Origin of the sequence: Azohydromonas sp., assembly GCF_035325925.1 — a bacterium.
Lineage (GTDB): Bacteria > Pseudomonadota > Gammaproteobacteria > Burkholderiales > Burkholderiaceae_C > Calidifontimicrobium.
This window is the reverse complement of record NZ_DAOKZA010000004.1, coordinates 78,487-101,453: the sequence shown is the minus strand read 5'-3', so window position 1 is coordinate 101,453 and position 22,967 is coordinate 78,487. Positions and strand designations below refer to the sequence as shown.

Sequence of the window (22,967 nt, the reverse complement as noted above, 5' to 3'; positions counted from 1 at the left end):
GGCGTGCCGATGAGGTTCGCCGCCGGGGCGGCGCCGGTTACATCGCCGACGCCCCGGGAAAACCCATGGCGAAGTCACTGTAACGCGGGCCTGCGTGGCGACGAATCGCCGGTGGGAGCCACCACCGGCGCCCCGGTGAAGGGCCCCCTGCCCGCACCGACGCGACCACGACCCCTCGACGCACCGCAAGGAGAGACCCGCATGCATGCTCACCCCACCGCCGCCCACACCGCCGCGCTCGCGCTGGCCATCGGCACCGCGCTGTCGCTGGCGCAGGCGTCCGCACAGGCGCAGGCGCCGTCGGCCGACACCGAGAAGTGCTACGGCGTGGCCCTGAAGGGCAAGAACGACTGCGCCGCGGGGCCCGGCACCACGTGCGCCGGCACCAGCACGCGCGACCACCAGGGCAACGCCTGGAAGCTGGTGCCCAAGGGAACCTGCGAGAAGACCGACAGCACGACCTCGTCGACCGGCTTCGGCCAGCTGCAGGCGTTCAAGGAGAAGCAGGCCTGAGCACGCCACGCGCCCGCCGTCGCCCGTCGTGCCGATGGACGAACCCGCGTCGATCCTGTGCGGCATCGGCCTGAAGCCGATGCACCTGCGCGAACTGCTGCAGCCCGACCGCGAGCCGGCCATCCGCGCCGCGCCGTTCTTCGAGGTGCACGCCGAGAACTGCATGGCCGACGGCGGGCCGTGGCGGCGCGACCTGCTGCGCTTGCGCGAACGCTGGCCGCTGTCGGTCCACGGCGTGGGCCTGTCGATCGGCGGCGAGGGCCCGCTCGACGAGGCGCACCTGGACCGCCTGGCCGCGCTGCTCGATCGTCTCGAGCCGCGCTGGTTCAGCGAGCACCTGGCCTGGTCGAGCCACGGTGGCCACTGGTTCAACGACCTGCTGCCGCTGCCGTACGACCTGCCGACGCTGCGCCGCGTGTGCGACCACGTCGACCGGGTGCAGGAGCGGCTGTGCCGGCGCATGCTGCTCGAGAACCCCAGCACCTACCTCGGCTTCGCCGCGTCGACGATGGACGAGGGCGGCTTGCTCGCCGAGGTGGTGCGCCGCACCGGGTGCGCGCTGCTGCTCGACGTGAACAACGCCTACGTCAGCGCCGTCAACCACGGCGGCGACCCCTGGACGCTGATCGAGGCCCTGCCCGCGGCGGCCGTCGCCGAGATCCACCTCGCCGGGCACGCCGTCGACCGCGACGCCGCCGGCGATCGGCTGCTGATCGACGACCACGGTTCGGACGTCGGCGCCGCGGTGTGGGCGCTGTACGCACGCACGATCGAGCGGCTGGGGCCGGTGCCGACGCTGATCGAGCGCGACCACGACGTGCCGCCGCTGGCGCGGCTCGAGGCCGAGGCCGCGCGCGCGGCGCAGCTGCAGCGCGACGCCGTCGTCGACCGGCGGCGCGCCGCCGTCGCCTGAGGCCGACCATGCGCCCGGCGCCGCCCGCGCAGCACGCCATCGCCGCGGCGCTGCTCGACCCGTGCGCCCCGGTGCCCGCGGGTCTGGTGGCGTGGAACGGTTCCGACGTGTCGGTGCGCTTCGCGGTCCACCGCAACAACGTCGTCGCATCGCTGATCGGCGTGCTGGGCGACACCTTCCCCGTGGTCGTCGCGCTGGTCGGCGACGCGTTCTTCGACGCGATGGCGCGCGAGCACGTCGACGCGCATCCGCCGCGGTCGCCGGTGATGGGCGACTACGGCGCCGCGTTCGCCGGCTGGCTCGCCGGCTTCGCGCCGGCGGCGGCCTTGCCGTACCTGCCCGACGTCGCGCGCCTGGAGTGGATGCGCTGGCAGGCGCAGCACGCGGCCGACGCCGACGCGATCGACCCGCAGGCGCTGGCCCTGCGGCTGCACGACCCCGACGCGCTGGACGCCACCGCGCTCGCGCTGCACCCTTCGCTGCGGTGGCTGCGCAGTGCGCATCCGGCGGTCTCGCTGTGGCGCGCGCACCAGCTCGACGCGACCGCGCGCGACGCGGCGCTGGCCGGCATCGACCTCGGCACGCCGCAAGCCGCGCTGGTGCTTCGCCCGCACGACGAGGTGCTCGTCGTGCCGCTGGCCGCCGCGGACGCCGACCTGGTGCACGCGCTCGCCGCCGGGCACGGGCTCGGCGCCGCCGCCCGCACCCACCCCGACGCGTCGACGACCCGCGTGCTGGCGACGCTGCTGCGGCACGGCGCCGTGGTCGGCCTGTCGCCCGCTCGCTCACCCACCGACGGCCCGCCATGACCGCCTCCCCGACGCCCACCCCGTCGCGCACCGCGGCGCCCGCGCCCGGCGCGCACGGCATTTCGAGCCCGCTGCGCGCGATGCGCGACGGCGCGCTGCGCTGGATGTCGGCGTTGCCGCATTCGGCGGTCGCGCTGCTCGGGCGCTTCTCGGTGGCCGCGGTGTTCTGGAGCTCGGGCCAGACCAAGGTCGAGGGGCTGGCGATCGACATCGTCGGCGGCCACTTCGAATGGGGCGTGCCGCGCCTCGCGCCGTCGGCCGTCGCGCTGTTCCGCGACGAATACCGCCTGCCGCTGCTGCCGCCCGAGTCGGCCGCGCTGCTCGCCGCGGTGGGCGAACACGTGCTGCCGCTGCTGCTGCTGATCGGGCTGGGCACGCGCGTTGCCGCGCTGGGGCTGCTGGTGATGACGGCGGTGATCCAGTTCCTCGTCTACCCCGGCGCCTACGCGACGCACGGGGTATGGGCGGCGGTGCTGCTGTGGCTGATCTCGCGAGGCCCCGGCGTGATCGCGATCGACCACCTGATCGCCCGCCGTTGAGCGCGCTGGCTGCGGCGACGGTCGCGCCGCACCCGTGGCGGCGGACGGGTTCGCGGCGCTTGCGCCATCGCGACCGCGGCGTCGCCGTCGCGCGGACGTCGGGCTCGGCAGCGGCAGAATCGGCGCCGGGTGTGCAGGTTCGCACCGACCCCGGCGTCCGCTGCGGCCGCTGTAACCAGAGTGCCCCGCACGACGAAGTGTCCGACGACGCCGGCAGCGAGTTCGAGTCGGCCCTGAAGCCGCTGTGGCTGCGTGCGCAGGCCGGCGACGAGGCGGCCTACCGCGAGAGCCTGCGGCGCATCGCCACGCGGCTGCGCGGCTACCTGAAGAGGCGCCTGCGCGACGTGCCCGACGAAGTGGAGGATCTGGTGCAAGAGACCCTGCTCGCGCTGCACCTGCAGCGCGGCACCTACGACCCGGCGCTGCCGGTCAGCGCCTGGGTGGTGGCGATCGCGCGCCACAAGCTGGTCGACCTGTGGCGGCGTCGCGGGCGCCGCGAGCACCTGCACGACGCGCTCGACGACGTCGACGAGCAGCTGCTGGCCGCCGCGCCTGACGACGGCGGCGCGAGCCGCGACCTGCAGCAGCTGCTCGACGCGTTGCCGGCGGCGCAGCGGCAGGCGATCGTGCTGACCAAGATCGAGGGGCTGTCGGTGGCCGAAGCCGCGCTGCGCACCGGCGCGTCGGAGTCGGCGGTCAAGGTGCAGGTGCACCGCGGGCTCAGGCGGCTGGCGGCATGGGTGCGGCGCTGAGCGCCCGACTCCCGGCGGGACGACGATGAAGACCGAGACGCTGATCGACATGCTGGCGCGCAGCGCCGGGCCGGCACCGCGCGCGGCGGCCGCGCGCCGGCTGGCGCCGGCGGCCGCGCTGGGCCTGGCGGCGAGCGCGCTGGTGGCGCTGGCCGTGCTCGGCGGCATCCCGATGGAGATGTACCGCACGCCGGCGCCATGGATGAAGCTCGCCTACGCCGGCGCGCTCGCCGCCGCGGCCGGTTGGCTGACGGCGCGGTTGTCCAGGCCGGTGGCGCGCGTGCGCGCACCGGCGCTGGTCGCGGCGGCCGTGGTGGCGGCGATGCTCGCGATCGGTGCCGGCATCGTCGCGCTGGCCCCGGCGCAGGCGCGCGAAGCGGCGATCCTCGGTCACTCGTGGAGCCGTTGCCCGGCCAGCGTGTTCGCGCTGTCGTTGCCGGCGCTGGCGGCGGCGCTGTGGGCGGTGCGTGGGCTGGCGACGACGCGCCCGCGCGCCGCCGGGTTCGCGGCCGGCCTGATGGCCGGCGCGGTGGGCGCGCTGGGCTACGCCTTGTCGTGCACCGAGACCTCGCCGGCCTTCGTGGCCTTGTGGTACTCGGCGGGCATCGCGCTGGTGGCGCTGCTGGGCGGCGTCCTCGGGCCGCGGCTGCTGCGCTGGTGAGGCCGCGACCGGGCCGCCCGGTGGACGCGCGATCGGCACGCGCCGGCCTTGCCGGTCGTCGGCCGGCCCCGCCTGCGGCGGCGCTTCAGTGCCGGCCCGTCAGGCTGCGCAGCGTCGGCAGCCGCAGCCGCGGCCGGTCGGCCGCGACGGCGGTGTCGGGGCGCACCTCGTGCAGCGTCGCCAGCGAGCGCTGCGCGAGGTCGTGGTACACGGCGGTGCCCTCGCGCTTGCGCGCGACGCCTTCGTCGTCGAGCGTGCGCACGACCTTCGCCGGCGCACCGACCGCCAGCGCGCGCGGCGCCAGCACCGTCTTCGCAGGCACGAAGGCGCAGGCGCCGACGATCGCCTGTTCGCCGACCACCGCCTCGTCCATGACCACCGCGTTCATGCCGACCATCGCGTCGCGCTTGACGGTGCAGCCGTGCAGGATGGCGCCGTGCCCGACGTGACCGTCCTCCTCGATCACCACGTCGCCGTTCGGGAAGCTGTGCACCACGCAGCAGTCCTGCACGTTGGCGCCGCGCCGCAGCTCGATGCGGCCCATGTCGCCGCGCAGGCACGCGCAGGGGCCGACGTAGCAGCCGGGGCCGACGATGACGTCGCCGATCAGCACCGCGGCGGGGTGCACGAACGCGGTGGGGTCGACGACGGGGGCGATGCCGTCGATGGCGTAGCAGGGCATGGTGCGGTTCTCCTCGGTTCGGGCATGCCGGCGTCTGTCCGCGCGCGCGTCTCTCGACCGGCAGCGCGCATTGTCGGCGCGGCGGCCATGCCGCCCGCCCGGCGACACCGGGCGCACGCGCGGCGGGCCCTCACGCGGTCGACGGCAGCACGCCCAGTCGCCGCAGAGCCGGCCGGAAGCGGTTGAAGCGGTCGACCGCACCGATGGCACCCAGGCCGACGCAGTACTTCGAGCAGCCCGTCGTCGGGTGCCGGGGGTGGCGGCGCAGCACCGCGTCGGCAAGGCCGTGGCCGCGCGCCGCCGGCCCCGCCAGCGCCGACGAGCGCCAGTGCACCGGGCGCATCGGCGCCGTCCACCTCGACGACATCTTCGTCCCCGACGGCGCCAGCTGCGTGCTCGACGGCACGCCAGTTCGACGAGAACACCGGCGCGCTGAACGCCAGCGACAACGTGCTCGGCGGCAACCTGCAGGCGTTCAAGAACTACGGCGGCCTGGCGCTGGCGAACAACCGCATGAAGGGCAACCTGCAGTGCAAGGAGAACATCCCTTCACCCACGGGCGGCGGCAACCGGGCAGCGAGCAAGGAGGACCAGTGCCGCCGGCTGTGACGCGGCGCCCGGGCGCGGGCTGAACGCGGCGGCCCGCGCGTCGCCGCGATCCACGCGGTGGCGCGAGCCCTTCGTCAGTGCAGGCGCACGGCTGCGTCGAAGTGCCAGGTGCGCCGGATCTCGAGCACGTCGACCTCTCGCGCCAGCAGCGGCGGGAACGGCGTGTGGGGCTGCAGGCGCTCGACGATGCGCCGGACCGCTTCGTCCACCTGCGGCACACCGCTGGACACCGTGAAGGTCACCGATTCCACCGACCCGTCGCTGCGCACGGCCACCGCCACCGTCGGTGGCCGATGCGCGCGACTCGCGATCTCGCGCACGGTGGCGTGCGGCGTGTTGAGCTGGATCCGCAGAGCCCAGGCCTGCGCGTACTGAACGAGTTCCGCGTTGGGGTGCGTGTAGCCCCACAGCCGCACGCGCCGGGCGGTGCTCAGCGAATGGGGCAACGAGTCGGGCTGCGCGGCGGCCCGTGCCGCGGCTTCGCGCCGCGCGGCTTCCTCGGCGAGCTGGCGCCCGATGGCCCGCTTCACCGCCTCGCGCCGCGCCTCGTCCTGCGCGGCGGCCTCCCGACGCGCAGCCTCGTCGCGCTCGGCCTGCAAGCGCGCAGCCTCGGCGCGCGCGGCCTCATGGCGCGCGGCCTCCTGGCGCGCGGCCTCATGGCGCGCCGCTTCCTGTTGCGCTGCTTCCTGTCGCGCTGCTTGCTCGCGCTCTGCCTGCAGCCGCGCAACCTCGAGGCGCGCGGCTTCCCGCTGTGCCGCTTCCTGCCGCTCCGCCTCCTCGCGCTCGGCCTGGCGCGCCGCCTCGATGCGCGCCGCCTCGTCACGCTCGGCCTGCGCTCGCGCAGCCTCGATGCGTGCCGCCTCCTGCCGCGCCGCCTCCTGGCGCTGCGCCTCGACCTGCGCAGCTTCCCGACGCGCCGACGCCTCGCGCTCGGCCCGGACCCGCGCAGCCTCGAGTCGCGCCACGTCCTGTCGCGCAGCCTCCTCGCGTGCAGCCTCCTCGCGTGCAGCCTCCTCGCGTGCGGCCTCTTCGCGTGCGGCCTCCTCGCGTGCGGCCTCCTCGCGCGCCGCCTCCTCGCGTGCGGCCTCTTCGCGTGCGGCCTCCTCGCGCGCCGCCTCCTGCCGTTCGGCCTCCCGCGACCCGGCTTCATCGCGGGTCACGTCGCCGCCTTCCCGAGGCGCCGATGCCACCTGCGGCGGGGTCGACGCGGAAGCGGCAACGGCGACGACCGACTCCTGCGCCAACACCGCGGCGCTGGCGAGCGGATCGGCGTCGCCGGTCGGCTCGCCGAGGCCCGAGGGCGCCTGCGCCGTCGGGTCGGGCGCCGGTCGATCGGGCTCGCCGGCGGGCTGTGGCGCATCGACCGCCACCCCCGCGGTGTCCGGCATCGCCGCGAACGGCATCGCGGGCGGCTCTGCAGGTGCGCTCACCGCAGCCGGCATCTGCCATGGGCGTGGCACCGCCGGCAGGGGCACCGCTGCCGGCAGCGGCGCCGGCGCCGGACGTCCGGCCCTGCGGGCCTCGGTCGGCACCCCGGGCGCCGGGTCCACGGCCTGCCCGTCGGGTGACGGGACGGGCGTGGCGGGCGGCGGCATCAGCACGACGCGCAGGTCGGGCACGACCACGCGGCGCTCCTGCCAGGGCCAGGCAAGACCCGGCAGGCCCCACCCGTCGTCACCGAGAGTCAGGCTGAGCAGCGGTGCATGCACCAGCAGCGACAGCAACAGCGGCAGCGTCAGCCGCCTCGTCTCGCTACGTTCACCAGCGCTCGGCGTCTGCCGGCGTCGCGTGGCCATCGCGAGCCACTCCGGGGCCGAGGCCCGGGGCGATGCCTCCGTGTCGCCGCACGGCTCCGGCGGCGGCGACGCGCCGGGCACCGTCGACCGGCTCTCGCTCGCGGGCCCCGATGCGGCAAGTGCGGGAGCGCCAGTGATCCGCGTGCGGGCCATCGCGACGATTCTCGGGGATCACGCTGTCGCGTCGACACCGGGGATGCGGGGCACTGCCCGCGCCGGGTGCGCAGCGGCGCCGGTCGCGACCGGACGTGATGCACCTGCACGCGCCGGCCGTGCGACGTCGCCTCCGCCGGTGCGTCTGCGTGCGCGGCCGCGTCGCGCTTCGCGTGGCCCCGTGCTGCGCCGGTGCCGGCCGGGAAGCGGACATGCGGCCCGCCGGTGGCGGGCGATGTGGCCGGTCGTGTGTTCGATCGCCTCGGCCGCGGCGCTGGCGGCGCGCGGTGAGCGCCGCCGCTCAGCCGACGCCGGGCCGGTCGAGCCGGTAGCGGTGTTCGACGCAGGGCTCGCCTCGGAACACCGCGTCGGCAGTCGCAGCGCGCCGGAACCCGGCGCGCTCGAGCAGCCGGATCGACGCGGTGTTGCGCGCGTCGGTGACCGCCTCGACGCGTGTGACACCGGTGCGGCCGAACAGCAGCGCGAGCGCGAGGCCGACCGCCTCGCCGCCGAGCCCGCGCCCCTGCACCGGCCGCGCGAGCGTGAAGCCGATCTCGGCCGAGGCCCCGTCGGCAGCGACACGGGCGCCGAGGTCGCCGATCAGCGCACCCGAGGCACGCGCGGCGATGCCGATCTGCACCCAGGCGCCGGCGGGGAACAGCGGCGCCGTGGCCATCTCGTCGATGAAGGCGAGCGCCTGCGCGTCGGTCATCGGCGTCCAGCCCTGGTAGCGGCCGACCTCGGCGTCGTGGCGGTAGGCCTGGAACGCCGCCAGGTCGGCGCGGACGACGCGGCGCAGCACGACGCGATCGCCGGCCACCGGCAGCGGGTCGGCGTTCATCTCCACCACGGCCGCAGCGCCAGCCGCTCGCGCTGCGCCACCGCGCAGTGCTGGCGAAGGGCGGCGAATGTCACGGTGACCCGGGTCGGCGATCGAGTCGGCGATTCTCGGCCAACCGCGGTCCGGCCCCCCAGTGGCCCGGTCGTGCGCTCGGCACGAGGCGATGCACCCTCGTCGATCGGCGTCGTGCCCGGCGTGGCACGAACGGACCGGTCGCGGGCGATCCCGCCTCTGTTGCCGCACGGCGCGCGCCGCGACGATCACCGTCACCGCAACGACGCGCTGCGCGCGCACGAGGAGGCCCCGTGATCGACCCCGAGACACCTGCCGCCGAAGCCGGCGGCCCGCACGCCGAAGGGCGCGCACTGCTGCGGCTGGCGCTGCCGATCATGCTGATCGCCTTCGTCAACATGGGCATGAGCATCACCGACACGGTGATGGTGTCGGCCTACTTCGGGGCCGACGCGCTGGCCGCGGTCGCGGTCGGCAGCGATCTGCAGTCGATCCTCTTCTACCTCGGCGCCGGCATCCTCGGCGGCCTCACGCCCTTCTACACCGCGGCCCTGGCGCGCGCGCAGGCCGACGAGCGCCTGCGGCTCGATCGCATCGGCCGGGCCGTGGTGGCGATGCTGGCGCTGATCGGCGCGCCGCTGCTCTGGTTTGCGCCGGACTGGCTGCGCCGCCTCGGCCTCGACGCCGGGTTGCTCGAGCAGGGACGCGGCTACGCGCAAAGCATGGCGCTGCTGCTGGTGCCGATGCTGGGGATCGCGCTGTACCGCACGGTGCTGACCGCCGCCGAGCGGCCGAAGGTGTTCCTCAAGATCACGCTGGCGATGCTGCCGCTGAACGCCGCCGCCAACCTGGTGCTGATGCAAGGCCTGGGCCCCGTGCCTGCGCTGGGCCCGACCGGCGCCGGCGTGTCCTCGGTGCTGGTGGCGCTGACCAGCCTGGGCGTGCTCGTCGTCGTCGCGCGCCGCGCGCTGCCGCCGGCGCGCGCCACCGCCGGCACGCCGGCGCTCGACGGGCCGGGTCTGGTGGCGGTGCTGCGCGTCGGCGTCCCGATCGGGATCACGATGACCGCCGAGACCGGCATCTTCCTCGGTGCCACGCTTTACGCCGCGACGCTGGGCGCGGCGGAGGTCGCCGCGCACACGCTGACGCTGCGCATGGCCGGACTCGCCTACGCCGGCTCGGCGGCGATGCTGCAGGCGGCCACCGTGCGCACGGCCAGGGCGATGGCACTGCACGATCCCGCCGCTGCCCGCGCCGTCGCCACCGCCGGCCTCGCGCTCGCGACGGCCGGCGGGGCCGCGCTGATGCTGCTGCTGGCCTTCGGCGCACGGCCGCTGGCCAACACCTTCTTCGGCGGCGACGCCGCGGGCCAGGCGGCGGCGCAGATCGCTTCGGTGCTGCTGGTGCTGCTCGGCCTGATCCAACTCGCCGGCTATCCCGGCCTGACCGCCTCGGGCCTGTTTCGCGGCCGCAAGGACAGCCGCACGCCGATGCTGTGCATGCTGGCCGGCTACTGGGCGCTCGGCGCGCCGCTCGGCCTGTACCTGTGCGAGGCGCAGGCGCTGGGCGTGACCGGCCTGTGGATCGGCCTGGCCACGGGCGCCGGCGTGACGACGGCGCTGACGCTGTGGCGCCTGCCGGGCTGGTGGCGTTCCGGGCTTCGCGCCGGCCCGGCGATCGCGATCGCGATCGGGGCCGACGGCACCACGCCGCTGCCGGCACGGCGGTGATCGACCCGCCGGCCGCGCACGCAGCGCAGCGTCTTCGCCGCGTCGCGGCCAGGCCCGCGCGCAGTGCGCGCCACCGGACGCGCAACGACGGGTCCGGGCTGCGGGGTGATCGTCGACGAAGGCAGAACGGGGGCGCGACGGCATGGCTCGGCGCACATCGCGGGACCGAGCAGGGCCCGCTGCCACGTCGTCTTGAAGGTGTGCGACACGCGCGGGCGGCGGCCGTGCATTCGTGGGATGTCGGAATCGGGCCGGCATCACGACGATCCGCAGCGATGGCAGCGCCGCGTGTCCTCGTCGTCGGCGCGACCGGCGCACTCGGCCGTCCGGTCGTGCGCCTGCTGCGCGAACGCGGCGTGCCGGTGCGCGCGCTGTCCCGCCACCCCGAGAAGGCCGCCGACCTGGCCGCGCTGGGTGCCGACGTCGTCGCCGGCGACCTGACCGACATCGCCTCGCTGCAGCGCGCCTGTGCCGGCGTGCAGCGCGTGCTGGCCGCGGCGCACGGGCTGCTGGGTCGCGGGCGCTGGCGGTCGGAGGCCGTCGACGACGCCGGCCACCGCGCGCTGTTTGCCGCCGCGAAGGCCGCAGGCGTCGATCGACTGGTCTACACCTCCGCCCACGGTGCGGCGCCTGACCACCCGATCGACTTCTTCCGCACCAAACACGCCGTCGAGCAGGCGCTGGCGGCCAGCGGCCTGCCCCACGTGGTGCTGCGCCCGACCGCCTTCATGGAACAGCACGTGCACCTGTTCAATGGCAAGGACCTGCTGGACAAGGGCAAGGCGCGGCTGATCGGCCCCGGCACGAAACCGCGCAACTTCGTCGCCGCGAGCGACGTCGCGCAGTTCGCGGTGCGCGCGCTGCTCGACGACCCGCCGCCGTTCCAGCGGCTGTCGCTCGGTGGCCACGGTCATCACAGCAACACGCAGGTCGCGCAGCTCTATGCGCGGGAGGCCGGCATCCCGGCGCGCATCGGCCGCCTTCCGGCGGGGATCGCACGCGCGATCGCCGGCGTGGCGGCGCCGCTGCACCCGGGCCTGGCGCGCGTGCTGCGGTTGTCGGCGCTGCCGGACGACGCGTACGGCGAACGTTTCGACGGTGCCGCGGCCCTGGAGCGCGAACACGGCATCACGCTCACGACGCTGGAGCAGTTCGTGCGCGGGCGCGTCGCCGAATCACGCGCACGCGGCTGAGCACGTGGCGAGCCGCATGCAGCACATGATGCGTGGCCACGGGCGAGGACCGCGCTGCCCGATGCGCCCACCGCGCGAGCCGGCGCAAGCAGACAGCGGTCGCTGCCCCCCGTTCGAGACGGCGACACGTGCGCCGAGGAGCAAGCATGTCACCCACACCGTGGACGTGGAAGCCGCGCACCGGGCTCTGGGATCGTGTGCGCACGATCGCCGGCAACGTCGGTGAACCCGTCATCAAGCTGCTCGAGGTGCCCGGCGCCTTCGTGCCCGGCGCATCGGCGGCGCTGAAGAACGCGCGCGCGCTGATCGGCGCGGACCTGAAGATCTCCGAACTCGACGCCGCCGAAGTCATGACCCCCCTGGACGGCGCGCCCGGGCCCTTTGCCAGCGCCGATGGCAGCGAGCCGGTGTTCATCGAGGGGGTGCGCCTGGCGGTCACGCTGGCCCACGACGGGCGAAGCGAAGCGCAGATCCTGCTCGAGCGACTGGACCTGCACCTGATCGACTACCGGGCCGAACGCCACCCCGAGTACGACGCCGGGATCGACGCCGCGGCACTGTTCGGCGCCGGGTTGGTCGAGCCGATGCGCTTTTTCGTCGAACTCGACGGGCCGAAGGTCGGCCGTGCGCGCCGCATGGTTCGCGAGCCCGACGGTCGACACAGGCCGCTGGTGGCCGAGAGTCCGAACTTCCTCGACACGGACCCCGCCGCACTGCTCGCGCTCGGCCCCAGGGACGCGCCGCAGCCGTTGCGGGTCACCGTCACCGCGCAGCGACCCGGGTTCTACCGCTTCTGCCTGCGGTGGTTCTACCGCGTCGGCGCCGCCGAGCTGCGGCAGCACACCTCGCTGCCGGTGTCGATCTACCAGGGCGAACGATGAGTGCGGACGACGGACTGATCGCGCGTCCGCCACGCGACGAGCGGATCCAGGTCTACCTGGACAACCAGGCGACGTGGTCGACCTTGCTCGCGACGTCGGGTGTCGGTCACGCCGCGGACGACCCGCGGCCGCGGCCGATGACGCCGGTCGACCTGGGGCAGTTCGCCGACGTGCAGAACCGCGCCGTGGCACCCGTGCGCCACGAGGTCGCGGACGCCGCGGTGTTTCCCGTCTGGTCCGCGCGCTGGCGCGTGCCGCTGCATCGCGGCGTCGCCGTGCCGCCGGCGCACCTGTGGTGGTTCGCCCGTGAACAGGACACCGTGCTGCTGTCCGACCGCCAGACCCATCACTACTGCAGCATCGGTCACGTCGACCGCGACGCCGCGTCGATCGCGTTTGCCGACCCGTGGTCCGACCGCTTCTTCCTGCAGGCCGGGTACAACACGCTGGGCATCGCGGCCGACGGCACGCGGATCGGCCGCGCCGACTTCGCACGCGCCGCGGTGGGGCTGGCCTGCTGGGACCGGCTCGGCCTGTTCGACGCCTACCTGCAGGCCTTTCCCGACCAGGCCAGGTCCGCCGAACTGCACTGCCGGATCGGCCACGCGGTGCTCAACATCGGCAGCGACCGCCTGCTGCCCCAGGCCGTCGAGCACTTCGACCGCGCTCGCACGCTCGCCCGCGCCGCCGGCAGCCGAGCGCTGGAACTGCACGCCGCCGCGCGGATGTACCTGGCGGCGACCGCGGGCTACGCGGTCTGGAAGGCGGCCGGCGTCGAGCCGATGGCCGCGATGCTGGCCGCCCTGTCGAAGGACGCCCAGCAGCACGATCCGGGACAGCGGCTGATCGAGCAACTGCAGCCGGCCGAGCTCTGCAGGCTGGCGTTCTGCGTCTGCCGGATCGGCCGCCACGACATGGCCGAGGCGGCCGCCACGCGGGCGATCGAACTCGATCCCGACTTCGAGGACGGCTGGTGGCAGCGCGGCACGGCACGTTTCGGGCAGGGGCGCGCCGCCGATGCGCTGAGCGACGCCGACCGCTACCTTGCGCTCACCGATCGCACGCTGCCCGCGGCACGCGTTCGACGAGAGGCGCTGCACCCGCTGGACAGCGTCGGCGCCTCGATGCTGGCCGCCGAAGTCGGCGAACGCGAGCAGCGCCGTGCCGCCGTGCTCGAACTCGCGGCCAGCGCCGCGGCCCACCTGAAGGACACACCGCGCGCGATCGGCTACCTGCGGCGGCTGGAGTCGCTGCATCCCGGGCGCGAAGACGTCGCGCGACGCCTCGGGCTGCTCGGCGCCTGAACCGCGGCACCGATCGACGACGTCGTCGCACCACGCCCGGCGCGACCAGCTTCACGGCCGGTCGTCGACGAGCAACGCCACCGTCCTGCGCGCCAGCGGTGCCACGACGAGCACCACCGGGAAGGCCACGAGCCACGCGGTCAGCCAGGCACCGACCCACAGGCCGGCGTAGCCTTCACCGAAGCCGACGGCGCGATAGGTCGAGATGCCGGACACCAGCAGCGACATCAGGCCCGACAGGATCAGGCCGAACAGGGCGGGGGCCACTTGTTTGGGGAACATGCAGGTCCTCCTGGAAGTTGACGTGTTCAAGCCGGGACGAGCACGCGCTCCAGGCTTTGGGCGACATGCCGGCCGAACAGGCGTGCGGTCTTGACGTCGCCCGGCACGAACGCGTCCGCGGGTGCGGCGTGCCCGGCCTGGGCCATCAGCCCCGACCACGAGCCCAGCCGGTTGGCCGCCTCTTCGTACGGCACGCCGCTGTGCTGCTCGGGCACGATGGGGTTGCCGACCCACAGCATGCCGTGCTGCATGCCGAAGACGAACATCGACAGCAAGGTCGACAGCTTGTCCCCCGAGGGCAGCGACGACACGGTGAACCCGGCGGCGAGCTTGCCCTTGAGTCGCTGGGTGCGCCAGAGGCGGCCCGTCGAGTCCATGAAGTTCTTGAACGGCGCGCTGACGCCGCCCAGGTAGGTCGGCGAGCCGAAGATGAAACCGTCGTACGCGACGAGGTCGTCGGGCCGGCGCGCGATGTCTTCCGCCGGGACCAGGCGGGCATCGACGCCGACGACATCCGAGGTGCCGACATGCACCTGGCGGGCGATGAACTCGGTGTGCCCGTGGGCGCTGTGATAGACGATGGCGAGCTTGCTCATGAGGGAGTCTCCGGGACGGTCGAGGGACGACGAGGGATGCGAGCGGCTCACGCGGCGACTCGCGCCAGCGCGGCCGCCGCGACGTACAGGCCGGCGCCGAAGACCGCGTGGTTGGCCAGGTTGCGCAGGCCGTTCTTCAGCGGCGCCGGTGTCTTGCGGGCCAGGAAGCCGGCGCCCATGGCCGGCTGCATCACGAACCAGGGTGCGACCACGGTGGCGGCTCCGAACGCCAGGGCCGGCAGCGCCGTCGGCTGATGCAGCCACGCGGCGCCCTGCAGACCGACCAGCGCCGCCGCGAAGGCGATGCCGATGAGGTAGTGGGTCAGCCAGCCCAGGCCGAGCTCGAAGGGGATCGGCGCGGCCTTCGAGATCGCCGCGTGGGCGATCGTGCCGCGTGCGACGTGCCCGACCCAGCGGCCCACCATCGCGAACCCGGTGGTCGGCACCCCCAGGCGCGCCAGCAGCCACAGCCACAGGTCCATCAGCGCCGTCGCGCCGATGCCGACCAGCGCGATGTGGGCGACGAGCGGAAAGGCAGGCATGGGGATCTCCTCAAGATGCGTTGACCGGATGACATGTCACAGGCATGATAGAAGTTGAAGTCAACTTGAAGTCAAGCGGTTTCGATGGACATCGCCGAAGTTGCCAGGAAGTCGGGCGTGGCCGCTTCGGCGCTGCGCTACTACGAGCGCAAGGGGCTGATCCGCTCGCTGGCGTCGGAGGGCGCGCGCCGCAAGTTCGCGCCGTCGGTGCTCGATCAGCTGGCGCTCATCGCGCTGGGGCAGGCGGCCGGCTTCTCGCTGGACGAGATCCGGGTCATGTTCACCCCGGGCGGCGCGCCGAACATCGACCGCGCCATGCTCTCGGCGAAGGCCGACGAGCTCGAGCGCATGGTCAAGCGCCTGAGGGCGATGATCGAAGGACTGCGGCACGCGGCGGCCTGCCCCGCGACCAGCCATGCGGCCTGCCCGTCGTTCCAGCGACTGCTGAAGGCCGCCGCCGCCGGCGCACTGGAGAAGCGGCAGCGGCGACCCGCGCCCCGAACAGGCGCATCGTCCAGGCCGCCCCGAAGCGGCGCATGATCCAGGCCGCACCGACTCGGACCACGCGCCTCGCCGGCGTCGACCCCCGCCGCCCAGATACCCGCAGGAGAACCCCTTGATCGGCCAGATCCTTTCCCGCACGCCGACCTGGGTGTTCGCGCTGTTCGCCGGCTTGCTCGCGTTCGGTCTCATGCAGGCGAGGACGCGCAACGTGCGCAGGGTTCCCGCGCTGGCGCTTCCCGCCGGCATGATCGCGCTGTCGCTGGCCGGCGTTCAGTCGAGCTTCGGCTTCGCGCCCCTGCCGGTGGCCGCGTGGGCCGCTGCACTGGCCGTGGCCGCGCTCGTCGGGTACGCCCGGTTTCGCGACGAGCGGGTGCGCTACGACGCCCACGCGAAGACGTATTTCGTTCCCGGCAGCTGGGTCCCGCTGGCCGTGATCATGGCCATCTTCTTCGCGAAGTACGTCTACGCCGTCATGAACGCCATGCACGCCGCCGTCATCTCGACGACGCTGTTCGTCGTCGGCCTTTCCGCCGTCTACGGCGTGCTGAGCGGCTACTTCGCCGCACGGGCGCTGAACCTGATCAGGCTGACGCGGCAGGTCTGATCCCTCACCCGGCGCCGGCAGGCATGGATGCGCACCTCGGGGCGCTGGCTCGGCGAACGTCGACCGGCGTCTGCGGCTTGGTCGCCGATGTCCGGCCGGTACGCGGGCCGTCCAGGTCACGCAGACGCCCTGGGGTAATCCCTGGCGCCGCCCGGTCACCATCCGGCGCTGCGGCCACTATGCTGGCCCGACCCGACGCGGCCCGCCGATCGTGCGCGGCCTGCGCTGCTGGCACAGCCCTTCCACGATGGCTCTCCTCTGGCGCATCTGGGGCACCGTGACGATCGTCGCCCTGGTGGTGCTGGGCATCTTCGTCGGCCTCGCCACGCTGCAGTTCGGCAGCATCCACGCCACGCTGGTCGGCGAGCGCCTGGTCGTGCTCGCCGACCGCACGATGGCACCGTTCGCCTCTGCGGTGCGGCTGGGCCTGCCGCTGGCCAGCGTGCGCAACGCGACGGCGCTGCTCGAGCGCGCGCGCCAGAGCGACGAGGACATCGTCGCGCTGCACGTGTTCGACAGCGACGGCCGCATCGTCCACTCCACGGCGGCGGGCGGGCCCGCGACGATCCCGCCGCAGGCCGTCGCGGCGCGCGCGGCCGCGCGCGGCGCGCCCTGGTACCTCGACAGCCACGAAGGCTTCCTGGGCAGCGTCGACATCGTCGGCGGCGACGGCGGCAGCGCCGGCGGCATCCTCATCGTCTATCCGCGCGACGGCCACCTGACGCAGGTGCGCGCGATGTTCGCCGCCGTCGTGCTGGGTGCGCTGCTGGCGCTGCTGCTCGTCGGGGCCCTCGGGGCGCTGCTGCTGCGCTGGGGACTGCGCGCGGTCATCCGACAGTTCGACGCCATCGATACCGGCTGCCGTGACTTCGAACGTGGCGCCTGGCGCCGTGCCGCCGGCGCCGACGCGCCGGCGCAGGCACCCGATGCGCTCGCCCTGCGCGAACGGCTGGAGGCCGCGGCCGCGCGCTACCGCGCGGCCGGACAGCAGCTGGCCGCGACGCGGGACCGGCCGTCGTGACGGCATGGGCCGGCGACGGCATCGCGCGCGGCCTGCGGCTGCGCCTGGTCGCACTGCTGCTCGCGCTGCTCGGCGGTGCGGTGCTGGCCGTCGGCGTGCATGCGGTCGACGCCTTCGAGCGCGCGGTGGCGCCGGAGCTGTCCAAGCGCACGCGGCTGATCGGCGCCATCGTGCGCGCCGAACTGCAGCGCGCGCTCGATCTCGGCGTGCCGCTCGGCGGCATGGCCGGCCTCGACGGCTACCTGGCGCAGACGCTGCAGAGCTTCGGGGAGGTCGACCGCATCGTGGTGCGCGCGGCCGACGGTGCCGTCGTCGCGACCGCAGCGCGTCAACGGCCCGACGCCGATCGACTCGCGATGCCGACACCCGATGCGACGGCGGCGACCGCACCACGCGGTGCGTACGCCCTGTCCATCCTCGACGGCAACCGCCTGGTCGGAGAGGTCGTCGTCGAGCTCAGCCCGGCTTTCGTGCGCACGCGGCTGCGCGAAGTGCTGCTCGACGTGATGGTGATCGGGCTGGCCGCGGCGCTGCTCGCGCTGGAGCTCACGCTGCTGCTGCTGGCGGCGCGCGCCGTGGACCGGCCACTCGCGCGCGTGTCGCGCCTGCTCGAGGCGCAGCGCGAAGGCGACTTCCGCCATCGTGTCGAGCCCGGCGGGCCGGTGGGACTGGTGCGCGCCGCGGAAAGGCTCAACGATCATGCCCAGGACCTCGCGGCACGTTTCGCCGCGCTCGGCGCCGCCACGCGCGAGGCGCTGCAACGGCAATGGGAGGTGCGCGTCGCGGCGGGGCAGCCACGGCTGCTGCGGCTGTCCGATGTCGGCGACATCCGGCTCGCGCTGTTTGTCTTCGTCGTCGGCACCGAAATCGCGGTCTCGTTCCTGCCGGTCTACACGCGCTCGCTGGCGCGGCCGGCCTGGCTGGGCCCGGAACTCGCCGCGGCCGCGCCGCTGGTCGCCTATCTCGGCGCGATCGCGCTGCTGACCGCCTTCGGCGGCGCGCTGGTCCGCCGCTTCGGCGCACGGCGGCTGTTCACGTTCTCGGTGCCACCGACCGTGCTGTGCCTGCTCGGGCTCGCCGCGGCCGACCACGTGGCCGAGGTCACGCTGTGGCGCGGGCTGATGGCGCTGTGCTACGCCAGCGCGACCATCGCCTGCCAGGAGTACGCGCTACGGGCCGCGGCCGACCAGGGCGGCGCACGCGCTGCCGGCGCCTTCGTCGCGGTCGTCTACGGCGGGGTGTTCTGCGGCGCGGCGCTGGGCGGGGTGGTCGCCGGGCGCCTGGGCTACGGCGCAGCACTCGCGACAGGAGCGCTGATCGCCGCCGCAGCGGGCGTCGTCGGCCTGCTGATGATGCGCGGCGCCGCCGGCGATGCGGTGGGGGTCGCTCTCGCGGGCGCGGCGCCTGCACCCTCGGCATCGACCGGCACGCGCACCCTGGCGCTGCTGCTGGGGCTGGCGGTGCCGATGAGCGCGGCGACGGCCGTCGTCGTCTGGTACCTGACGCCGCTGATGCTGACGGCCGTCGGTTCGGGGCCGGCCGAGGTGGCACGGGTCGTGATGCTGTACTACCTGGCAGTCGTCGTGCTGGGTCCGGCGGTGACGGCGCTGTCGCACGGCGCTGCCGGTCCGCGTGCCCTGGCCGTCGGCGGTGCGATGCTGTCGGGTCTGGCGATCCTGGCGCTGGCGTCCTGGGCGGGCTACTGGTCGGTGGTCGGCGCCGTCGCCGCGCTGGGCGTCGGCCACACGCTGATGCGTGCGCCGCTGGTCGTGCTGGCGCAGCGCATCGAGCCAGGCCGATCGGCGGTCGGGCCGATGCGGCTGGCCGAGCGGCTGGGCGCGATCGCCGGCCTCGCGGCCTGCGCCTTCGCGCTGCCGTTCGCCGGCGCCGCGGTCAGCCTGCGCGCGCTTGCTATCCTCGCGCTGCTGGGGCTGGCCGGCTTTCTGCTCGTCGAGAAGCTGCGGCGCGCCCGGCCCGCATGAGAGACACCGCGATGCGATGGCGCAACTGGCTGGCCGGACTGGCGCTGATGGCGCTGGGCGTGGCGGCGCCGGCCGCTGGACCGAAGACGGTGATGATCGTCACCTGGACCGGCTGCGAGGAAGCCTGCCAGGCCTTTCAGGCCTACCTGAACGAGCGGCGCGTGCCGGTGCGCTTCGTGCTGCGCGACGCGAATCGGCAGCGCAGCGCCTTACCCGGCTTCCTGGCCGAGGCGCGCGAAAGCCGCGTCGACCTCGTGCTCACCTACGGCACCAACGTCACGCTGGGCATGGCCGGCCGCCTGGACGAGGTCGGCCAGCCGGGATGGGCGCCGGAGATTCCGAAGGTCTTCATGATCGTCGCCGATCCCGTCGGCGCCGGGCTGGTGCGCAGCCTGGACAGGCCTGGCCGTGCGGACCTGACCGGCACCTACAACCGCGTGCCGGAACTGGTGAATCTGCAGACGCTGCGCGCCTACCGGCCGGGGCTGCGTCGGCTGGGGCTGCTGTACCACGCGGACGAGAAGAACTCGCTGATGAAGCGCGACGAACTGGCAGCGCTGGTGGGCGCGCAGGGCTTCGAACTCGTCGCGCGCGAACTGCCGCTGGCCGCCGACGGGCGCCCGCGACCGTCGGACATCGCGCCGCAACTCAACGCGCTGAAGCACGCCGGCGTCGACGTGGTCTACCTGGGGTCGTCGTCGTTCCTGCGCGACAACGCCGACCTGCTGGGCAACGCGGCCATCGCGCTGGGCCTGCCGGTGCTGAGCCCTTACGAGTCGGTCGTGCGCGACGGTCACGCGCTGCTCTCGGTGGCGGCGCGCTACGCCGAGATCGGCCGCCTGGCCGGCGCGCAGGCCGAGAAGATCCTCGCCGGCGCGAAGGCCGGCGAACTGCCGGTGGCGCGCATGACACGCTTCGCGATCGTCATCCACATGCCGCTGGCGCGCCGGCTGCAGATGACACCACCGCTGGAGTTGCTGCAGGTCGCGGAAACGGTGAACTGAGCGGCACGGCGGCGCCACGGCCGTGGGCCTGCCGGAACACCGCGCGCCGGCGCGAGTTGCCGTGGCCATGCAAAGCACCCCGGAGTTCGGCGGATCCCGGCGGCATGCGCGCAAGACCGCCCGACACCGGCGCCATCCCGCCCGTGGGCGCGGTGTGCGCCTCTCCAGTGGACCCTGGGGGCTGGGGGGAACGTCAATCTCGGACGGCCAAGGGCAGGCCCAGTCCAGACCTGGGAACGACCCGGTGCCGGTCGGGCGCTCGGCGTCGGCTGGACGCCGCCGATCGGAACGCCCTGCGTCAACACGATCCCGGTCGCTGCGCAGCCGCCCTTCCCCGGCGACCTCGCGATCGAGGAGCGGCTCGCCGCGCTGATGCGCTGGAACGCACTCGCGATGGTCGTCAAGGCGAACCAGGCCGACGGCGAGCTCGGCGGCCCCATCGCGAGCCACGCGAGCGCGGCCGACCTGTCCGAGGTCGGCTTCAACCACTTCTTCCGCGCCTGCAGCGAAGGCCTCGGCGGCGACCTCGTCTTCTTCCAGCGGCGCCCGGCGTCTGCGCACGCGCCTTCCTCGAGGGGCGGCTCGCCGTGCCTCGACCCGCACCGCGGCGTGCAGGCTGAAGTCGTCGATGTCGGCGCACAGGGGTCGGTGCGCTGCGCTCTCGCGCGGCGTCGCGCCCCTGAGCGTCGGCACCTTCTGTGCGGCGCGGGGGCCGAAGGCGATGCGGCAAGTGATGGCCGCGGCCTGCAGCGGGCGCAGCGTGCGCGCCTGCTCGCCGTGGGCATCCGGCGCGCTCAGGTCGGTCTGGCCCATGTCTTCGACCAGCACACCGCGGCGCGTGAGCATCTTCATGAGGCGGGCGATGATGGTCCCGGTACATGCCGTCCCGCACCAGCCAGTGCAGGTGGACGATCAAGTTGGCCGCGGAGCCGAAGCGCCGGATTGGCTTGATCGCGCCACCGTGACCTTCGTCGCTCCCAAGACTGGCAGCCGCCAGCAAATACCGCGTGAGCACGCGCTGCACCACCTCCAGCACCGGCGTGACCCGCTCGGGCTGCGCGGCGAGCAGCACGCGCAGCGGAATCGGCAGCGACAGCACCCACGGCCGCACCGGCACCTGGGAGATGACATGGTCCACCAGGCGCGCCGCGGCCTGCGACATCCGCGGCGCATCATTCGCTCAGAGTGCCGCCTGCCTGGGGGTGCCCACCCGTGCGTCACCCCGTTCCGGTGATCGGCTTGCGATCGCCTCGGGATGCCAGGAAGCTGCCGTTCGCCAATGACTGCTGATGGCCGGGTACCGCCGGCGTGTCTCGATCGGCGATCTCGGCGGCGGACTGTCGCAGAACTCTACGGTCGCCGGCCCCTGATGCGCCGCGACTGAAAACCGGCGCTCGCCGGCGCTCAACCGCTTCACAGCGCAGACCGAACCTTCGCCGCCGGTCGGCGAGGATCCGGAAGGGGTCGCAGGCACTGGTGAAGCGCTCGCACGCCCTCACCGAGCGACTCGAGCGCAGCCGGAGGGTGGGCCTCGCCCGCCGGCACCCTGTCGGCCGTGGCCTACCATGGCGGCCGAGATGACTGCTCCGATCACCACGGCCGAACTGCTCAAGGCCGGCCTCGCCGCGCACACGCCGATGATGGCGCAGTACCTGGGGGTGACTTCTTCTTCCAAGGATGGCGCGGCCTTCGAGGCCATCCTCCTGGCCACGGTCCCCTCCTGATCCCCCTCGCAGGCGCGCCAATTGAGGCCGTACGCGAAGCCGCCCTCCTCGCCTCAACCTGGCGTCCAGACCGCCTTACAATGAGGTAAGGAACGGGAGAAGCCTCGTGTCGACCGCCACACTGACCACCAAGGGCCAGATCACGATCCCGGTCGACGTGCGCCGCGCGCTCAACGTCGAGGCCGGTGACCGGGTCGAGTTCGTCGAGATCGAGCCCGGGCGCTTCGAGGTGATCGCCGCCACGCGCTCGGTGCGCGAGCTCAAGGGGCGCTTCGGCAAGCCCAAGGGCACCGTCTCCATCGAGGAGATGAACGCAGCCATCGCGGCGCAGGCCACACGGTCGCGATGATCGGGCTCGATACCAACGTCCTGGTGCGCTACATCATGCAGGACGACCCGAAGCAGTCGCCGAACGCCACGCGCCTGATCGAGAGCCTGACCAGCGATCAACCCGGCTTCGTGCCGCTGGTGGCGGTCGTCGAGCTCGTCTGGGTGCTGTCGTCCAGCTACGGGCTGAACCGGGACCAGCTGGTCGAGTCGCTGGACCTGCTGCTGCGCAGCAAGGAGATCGTGGTCGACCGCGCTGACCTCGTGCTGCAGGCGCAACGGCGCTTTGCGAGGGGCGGCGCCGACTTCGCGGACTGCCTGATCGAGCGCATCGCGCAGGCGCATGGGTGCCGGGCGACGATGACCTTTGACACCGGTGCGGCGAAGGCGGCGGGCATGACGCTCGTGGCGTGATCACAGCGCATCGCCACGACGACCCAAGCGGTTGGTTGGACGGACCTGACCCGTTTGCGCGCACCTGCAGCCGTCATCTCGGCGCAGTGGACGGTCTGCAGCCGGGTCACGCACCGGCGCTCTCTAGCATCGGACTGCTGACTCGACACCGGGGCACCGTGATCCGACCTTCATTGGTACCGCTCCCAGTCGCGTTGATCCAGATCCCGCACCAGCGCTCTCGCCGTGGCCAACAGCGATGCGACAGGAGCGTCGACTTCGCCGCCGACGCACAGGATGAGTCCATCGAAACCTTCGCGTGACAGCGCGTTCGCCAGGGACCTGCGCTCGGCCCCGCCCAGCGGCGCGGAGAGTCGATGGTGCGATGCGCCGTGCAGGACGACGCATCGCAGGCCGAGGCACGTCGCCCGCGCCTGCAGGCGCTGCCCGACGCTGCCGTGCCATGTTGACGGGTGTATCGCGACCGCACGGAAACCCGCGGCTGCAGCCGCGGACAGGCTGGCCATCACGTCGCCGTTCGTGCCGTCGATGGCCTCGGCGCTGAGCAGCCAGGCGATGCGTTCGTCGTGCGCAGCCATG

Annotated in this window: 27 protein-coding genes and 1 pseudogene; 20 read left to right on the top strand and 8 right to left on the bottom strand. The window is 73.9% G+C overall.

What is annotated here, in order from left to right; genetic code table 11:
- The first annotated feature begins 201 nt into the window (after positions 1-201).
- From PKC53_RS02790 to PKC53_RS02765, 6 genes are all read left to right on the top strand, one after another.
- On the top strand, positions 202-513 hold the full coding sequence (locus PKC53_RS02790) for a DUF2282 domain-containing protein (RefSeq protein ID WP_324426070.1): 312 nt from the start codon (positions 202-204) through the stop codon (positions 511-513).
- Positions 514-547: 34 nt separating this feature from the next.
- A complete protein-coding gene (locus tag PKC53_RS02785) occupies positions 548-1,426 on the top strand; it encodes a DUF692 domain-containing protein (protein WP_324426068.1) in 879 nt (292 codons plus the stop codon).
- Between the two features lie 8 nt (positions 1,427-1,434).
- On the top strand, positions 1,435-2,235 hold the full coding sequence (locus tag PKC53_RS02780; protein WP_324426066.1) for a DNA-binding domain-containing protein: 801 nt from the start codon (positions 1,435-1,437) through the stop codon (positions 2,233-2,235).
- Positions 2,236-2,315: 80 nt separating this feature from the next.
- Entirely contained in the window at positions 2,316-2,774 is a 459-nt protein-coding gene (locus PKC53_RS02775) for a DoxX family protein (RefSeq protein WP_324426103.1), read from the top strand.
- A 197-nt stretch (positions 2,775-2,971) separates the two neighbouring features.
- Positions 2,972-3,526 (top strand): sigma-70 family RNA polymerase sigma factor, encoded by a 555-nt coding sequence (locus PKC53_RS02770; RefSeq protein WP_324426064.1) that lies wholly within the window; start codon positions 2,972-2,974, stop codon positions 3,524-3,526.
- Positions 3,527-3,551: 25 nt separating this feature from the next.
- A complete protein-coding gene (locus PKC53_RS02765) occupies positions 3,552-4,187 on the top strand; it encodes a DUF1109 domain-containing protein (protein WP_324426062.1) in 636 nt (211 codons plus the stop codon).
- A gap of 85 nt (positions 4,188-4,272) precedes the next feature.
- Here PKC53_RS02765 and PKC53_RS02760 read toward each other — a convergent pair whose 3' ends face one another.
- The gene (locus PKC53_RS02760) at positions 4,273-4,869 is read right to left on the bottom strand and encodes a phenylacetic acid degradation protein PaaY (RefSeq protein WP_324426060.1); all 597 of its coding nucleotides are present in this window, start codon (positions 4,867-4,869) and stop codon (positions 4,273-4,275) included.
- A gap of 130 nt (positions 4,870-4,999) precedes the next feature.
- Entirely contained in the window at positions 5,000-5,236 is a 237-nt protein-coding gene (locus tag PKC53_RS02755) for a hypothetical protein (protein ID WP_324426058.1), read from the bottom strand.
- A gap of 83 nt (positions 5,237-5,319) precedes the next feature.
- Here PKC53_RS02755 and PKC53_RS02750 point away from each other — a divergent pair, with 83 nt between their 5' ends.
- A complete protein-coding gene (locus PKC53_RS02750; protein WP_324426056.1) occupies positions 5,320-5,478 on the top strand; it encodes a hypothetical protein in 159 nt (52 codons plus the stop codon).
- Between the two features lie 74 nt (positions 5,479-5,552).
- Here the strand turns inward: PKC53_RS02750 and PKC53_RS02745 are convergent, their stop codons facing one another.
- On the bottom strand, positions 5,553-7,274 hold the full coding sequence (locus PKC53_RS02745) for a TonB family protein (RefSeq protein ID WP_324426054.1): 1,722 nt from the start codon (positions 7,272-7,274) through the stop codon (positions 5,553-5,555).
- A gap of 454 nt (positions 7,275-7,728) precedes the next feature.
- Positions 7,729-8,268 (bottom strand): GNAT family protein, encoded by a 540-nt coding sequence (locus PKC53_RS02740; protein ID WP_324426052.1) that lies wholly within the window; start codon positions 8,266-8,268, stop codon positions 7,729-7,731.
- A gap of 305 nt (positions 8,269-8,573) precedes the next feature.
- Here PKC53_RS02740 and PKC53_RS02735 point away from each other — a divergent pair, with 305 nt between their 5' ends.
- From PKC53_RS02735 to PKC53_RS02720, 4 genes are all read left to right on the top strand, one after another.
- Complete coding sequence (locus PKC53_RS02735) at positions 8,574-10,010, top strand: MATE family efflux transporter (RefSeq protein ID WP_324426050.1); 1,437 nt, start codon at positions 8,574-8,576, stop codon at positions 10,008-10,010.
- 275 nt (positions 10,011-10,285) lie between these two features.
- Complete coding sequence (locus PKC53_RS02730; RefSeq protein ID WP_324426048.1) at positions 10,286-11,203, top strand: NAD(P)H-binding protein; 918 nt, start codon at positions 10,286-10,288, stop codon at positions 11,201-11,203.
- 146 nt (positions 11,204-11,349) lie between these two features.
- Positions 11,350-12,084 carry a hypothetical protein gene (locus PKC53_RS02725; RefSeq protein WP_324426046.1) on the top strand — a complete coding sequence of 245 codons (735 nt, stop codon included), beginning with the start codon at positions 11,350-11,352 and terminating at the stop codon, positions 12,082-12,084.
- The gene (locus PKC53_RS02720) at positions 12,081-13,388 is read left to right on the top strand and encodes a hypothetical protein (protein WP_324426044.1); all 1,308 of its coding nucleotides are present in this window, start codon (positions 12,081-12,083) and stop codon (positions 13,386-13,388) included. Before PKC53_RS02725 ends, PKC53_RS02720 begins: the two co-directional genes overlap by 4 nt.
- Before the next feature lie 51 nt (positions 13,389-13,439).
- Here the strand turns inward: PKC53_RS02720 and PKC53_RS02715 are convergent, their stop codons facing one another.
- From PKC53_RS02715 to PKC53_RS02705, 3 genes are read right to left on the bottom strand one after another with little or no spacing between them, the layout of a single operon-like run.
- Positions 13,440-13,670, bottom strand: coding sequence for a DUF2798 domain-containing protein (locus PKC53_RS02715; protein ID WP_324426042.1), 231 nt, complete (start codon positions 13,668-13,670; stop codon positions 13,440-13,442).
- A 26-nt stretch (positions 13,671-13,696) separates the two neighbouring features.
- On the bottom strand, positions 13,697-14,266 hold the full coding sequence (locus tag PKC53_RS02710) for a flavodoxin family protein (protein WP_324426040.1): 570 nt from the start codon (positions 14,264-14,266) through the stop codon (positions 13,697-13,699).
- 47 nt (positions 14,267-14,313) lie between these two features.
- On the bottom strand, positions 14,314-14,808 hold the full coding sequence (locus PKC53_RS02705; protein ID WP_324426039.1) for a DUF2938 family protein: 495 nt from the start codon (positions 14,806-14,808) through the stop codon (positions 14,314-14,316).
- An 84-nt stretch (positions 14,809-14,892) separates the two neighbouring features.
- Between PKC53_RS02705 and PKC53_RS02700 the strand changes: the two genes are divergently transcribed.
- The 9 genes and pseudogenes from PKC53_RS02700 (at position 14,893) to PKC53_RS02660 (ending at position 22,388) form a co-directional block, all read left to right on the top strand.
- A complete protein-coding gene (locus PKC53_RS02700) occupies positions 14,893-15,348 on the top strand; it encodes a helix-turn-helix domain-containing protein (RefSeq protein ID WP_324426037.1) in 456 nt (151 codons plus the stop codon).
- A gap of 76 nt (positions 15,349-15,424) precedes the next feature.
- The gene (locus tag PKC53_RS02695) at positions 15,425-15,916 is read left to right on the top strand and encodes a DUF6622 family protein (RefSeq protein ID WP_324426035.1); all 492 of its coding nucleotides are present in this window, start codon (positions 15,425-15,427) and stop codon (positions 15,914-15,916) included.
- Between the two features lie 247 nt (positions 15,917-16,163).
- A complete protein-coding gene (locus PKC53_RS02690) occupies positions 16,164-16,937 on the top strand; it encodes a hypothetical protein (protein ID WP_324426033.1) in 774 nt (257 codons plus the stop codon).
- Positions 16,934-18,919 carry an MFS transporter gene (locus PKC53_RS02685; protein ID WP_324426031.1) on the top strand — a complete coding sequence of 662 codons (1,986 nt, stop codon included), beginning with the start codon at positions 16,934-16,936 and terminating at the stop codon, positions 18,917-18,919. The genes PKC53_RS02690 and PKC53_RS02685 overlap by 4 nt, the downstream gene beginning before the upstream one ends.
- Positions 18,920-18,930: 11 nt before the next feature.
- Complete coding sequence (locus PKC53_RS02680) at positions 18,931-19,923, top strand: ABC transporter substrate-binding protein (RefSeq protein ID WP_324426029.1); 993 nt, start codon at positions 18,931-18,933, stop codon at positions 19,921-19,923.
- Positions 19,924-20,244: 321 nt separating this feature from the next.
- Positions 20,245-20,507: pseudogene (locus PKC53_RS02675) on the top strand (pyruvate dehydrogenase (acetyl-transferring), homodimeric type); the annotation flags it as partial.
- Positions 20,508-21,500: 993 nt separating this feature from the next.
- Positions 21,501-21,647, top strand: coding sequence for a hypothetical protein (locus PKC53_RS02670; RefSeq protein ID WP_324426027.1), 147 nt, complete (start codon positions 21,501-21,503; stop codon positions 21,645-21,647).
- Positions 21,648-21,753: 106 nt separating this feature from the next.
- Positions 21,754-21,996 (top strand): AbrB/MazE/SpoVT family DNA-binding domain-containing protein, encoded by a 243-nt coding sequence (locus tag PKC53_RS02665; RefSeq protein WP_324426025.1) that lies wholly within the window; start codon positions 21,754-21,756, stop codon positions 21,994-21,996.
- On the top strand, positions 21,993-22,388 hold the full coding sequence (locus PKC53_RS02660) for a type II toxin-antitoxin system VapC family toxin (protein ID WP_324426023.1): 396 nt from the start codon (positions 21,993-21,995) through the stop codon (positions 22,386-22,388). The genes PKC53_RS02665 and PKC53_RS02660 overlap by 4 nt, the downstream gene beginning before the upstream one ends.
- Before the next feature lie 170 nt (positions 22,389-22,558).
- Here PKC53_RS02660 and PKC53_RS02655 read toward each other — a convergent pair whose 3' ends face one another.
- On the bottom strand, positions 22,559-22,966 hold the full coding sequence (locus PKC53_RS02655; RefSeq protein WP_324426021.1) for a hypothetical protein: 408 nt from the start codon (positions 22,964-22,966) through the stop codon (positions 22,559-22,561).
- Position 22,967 lies beyond the last annotated feature (1 nt).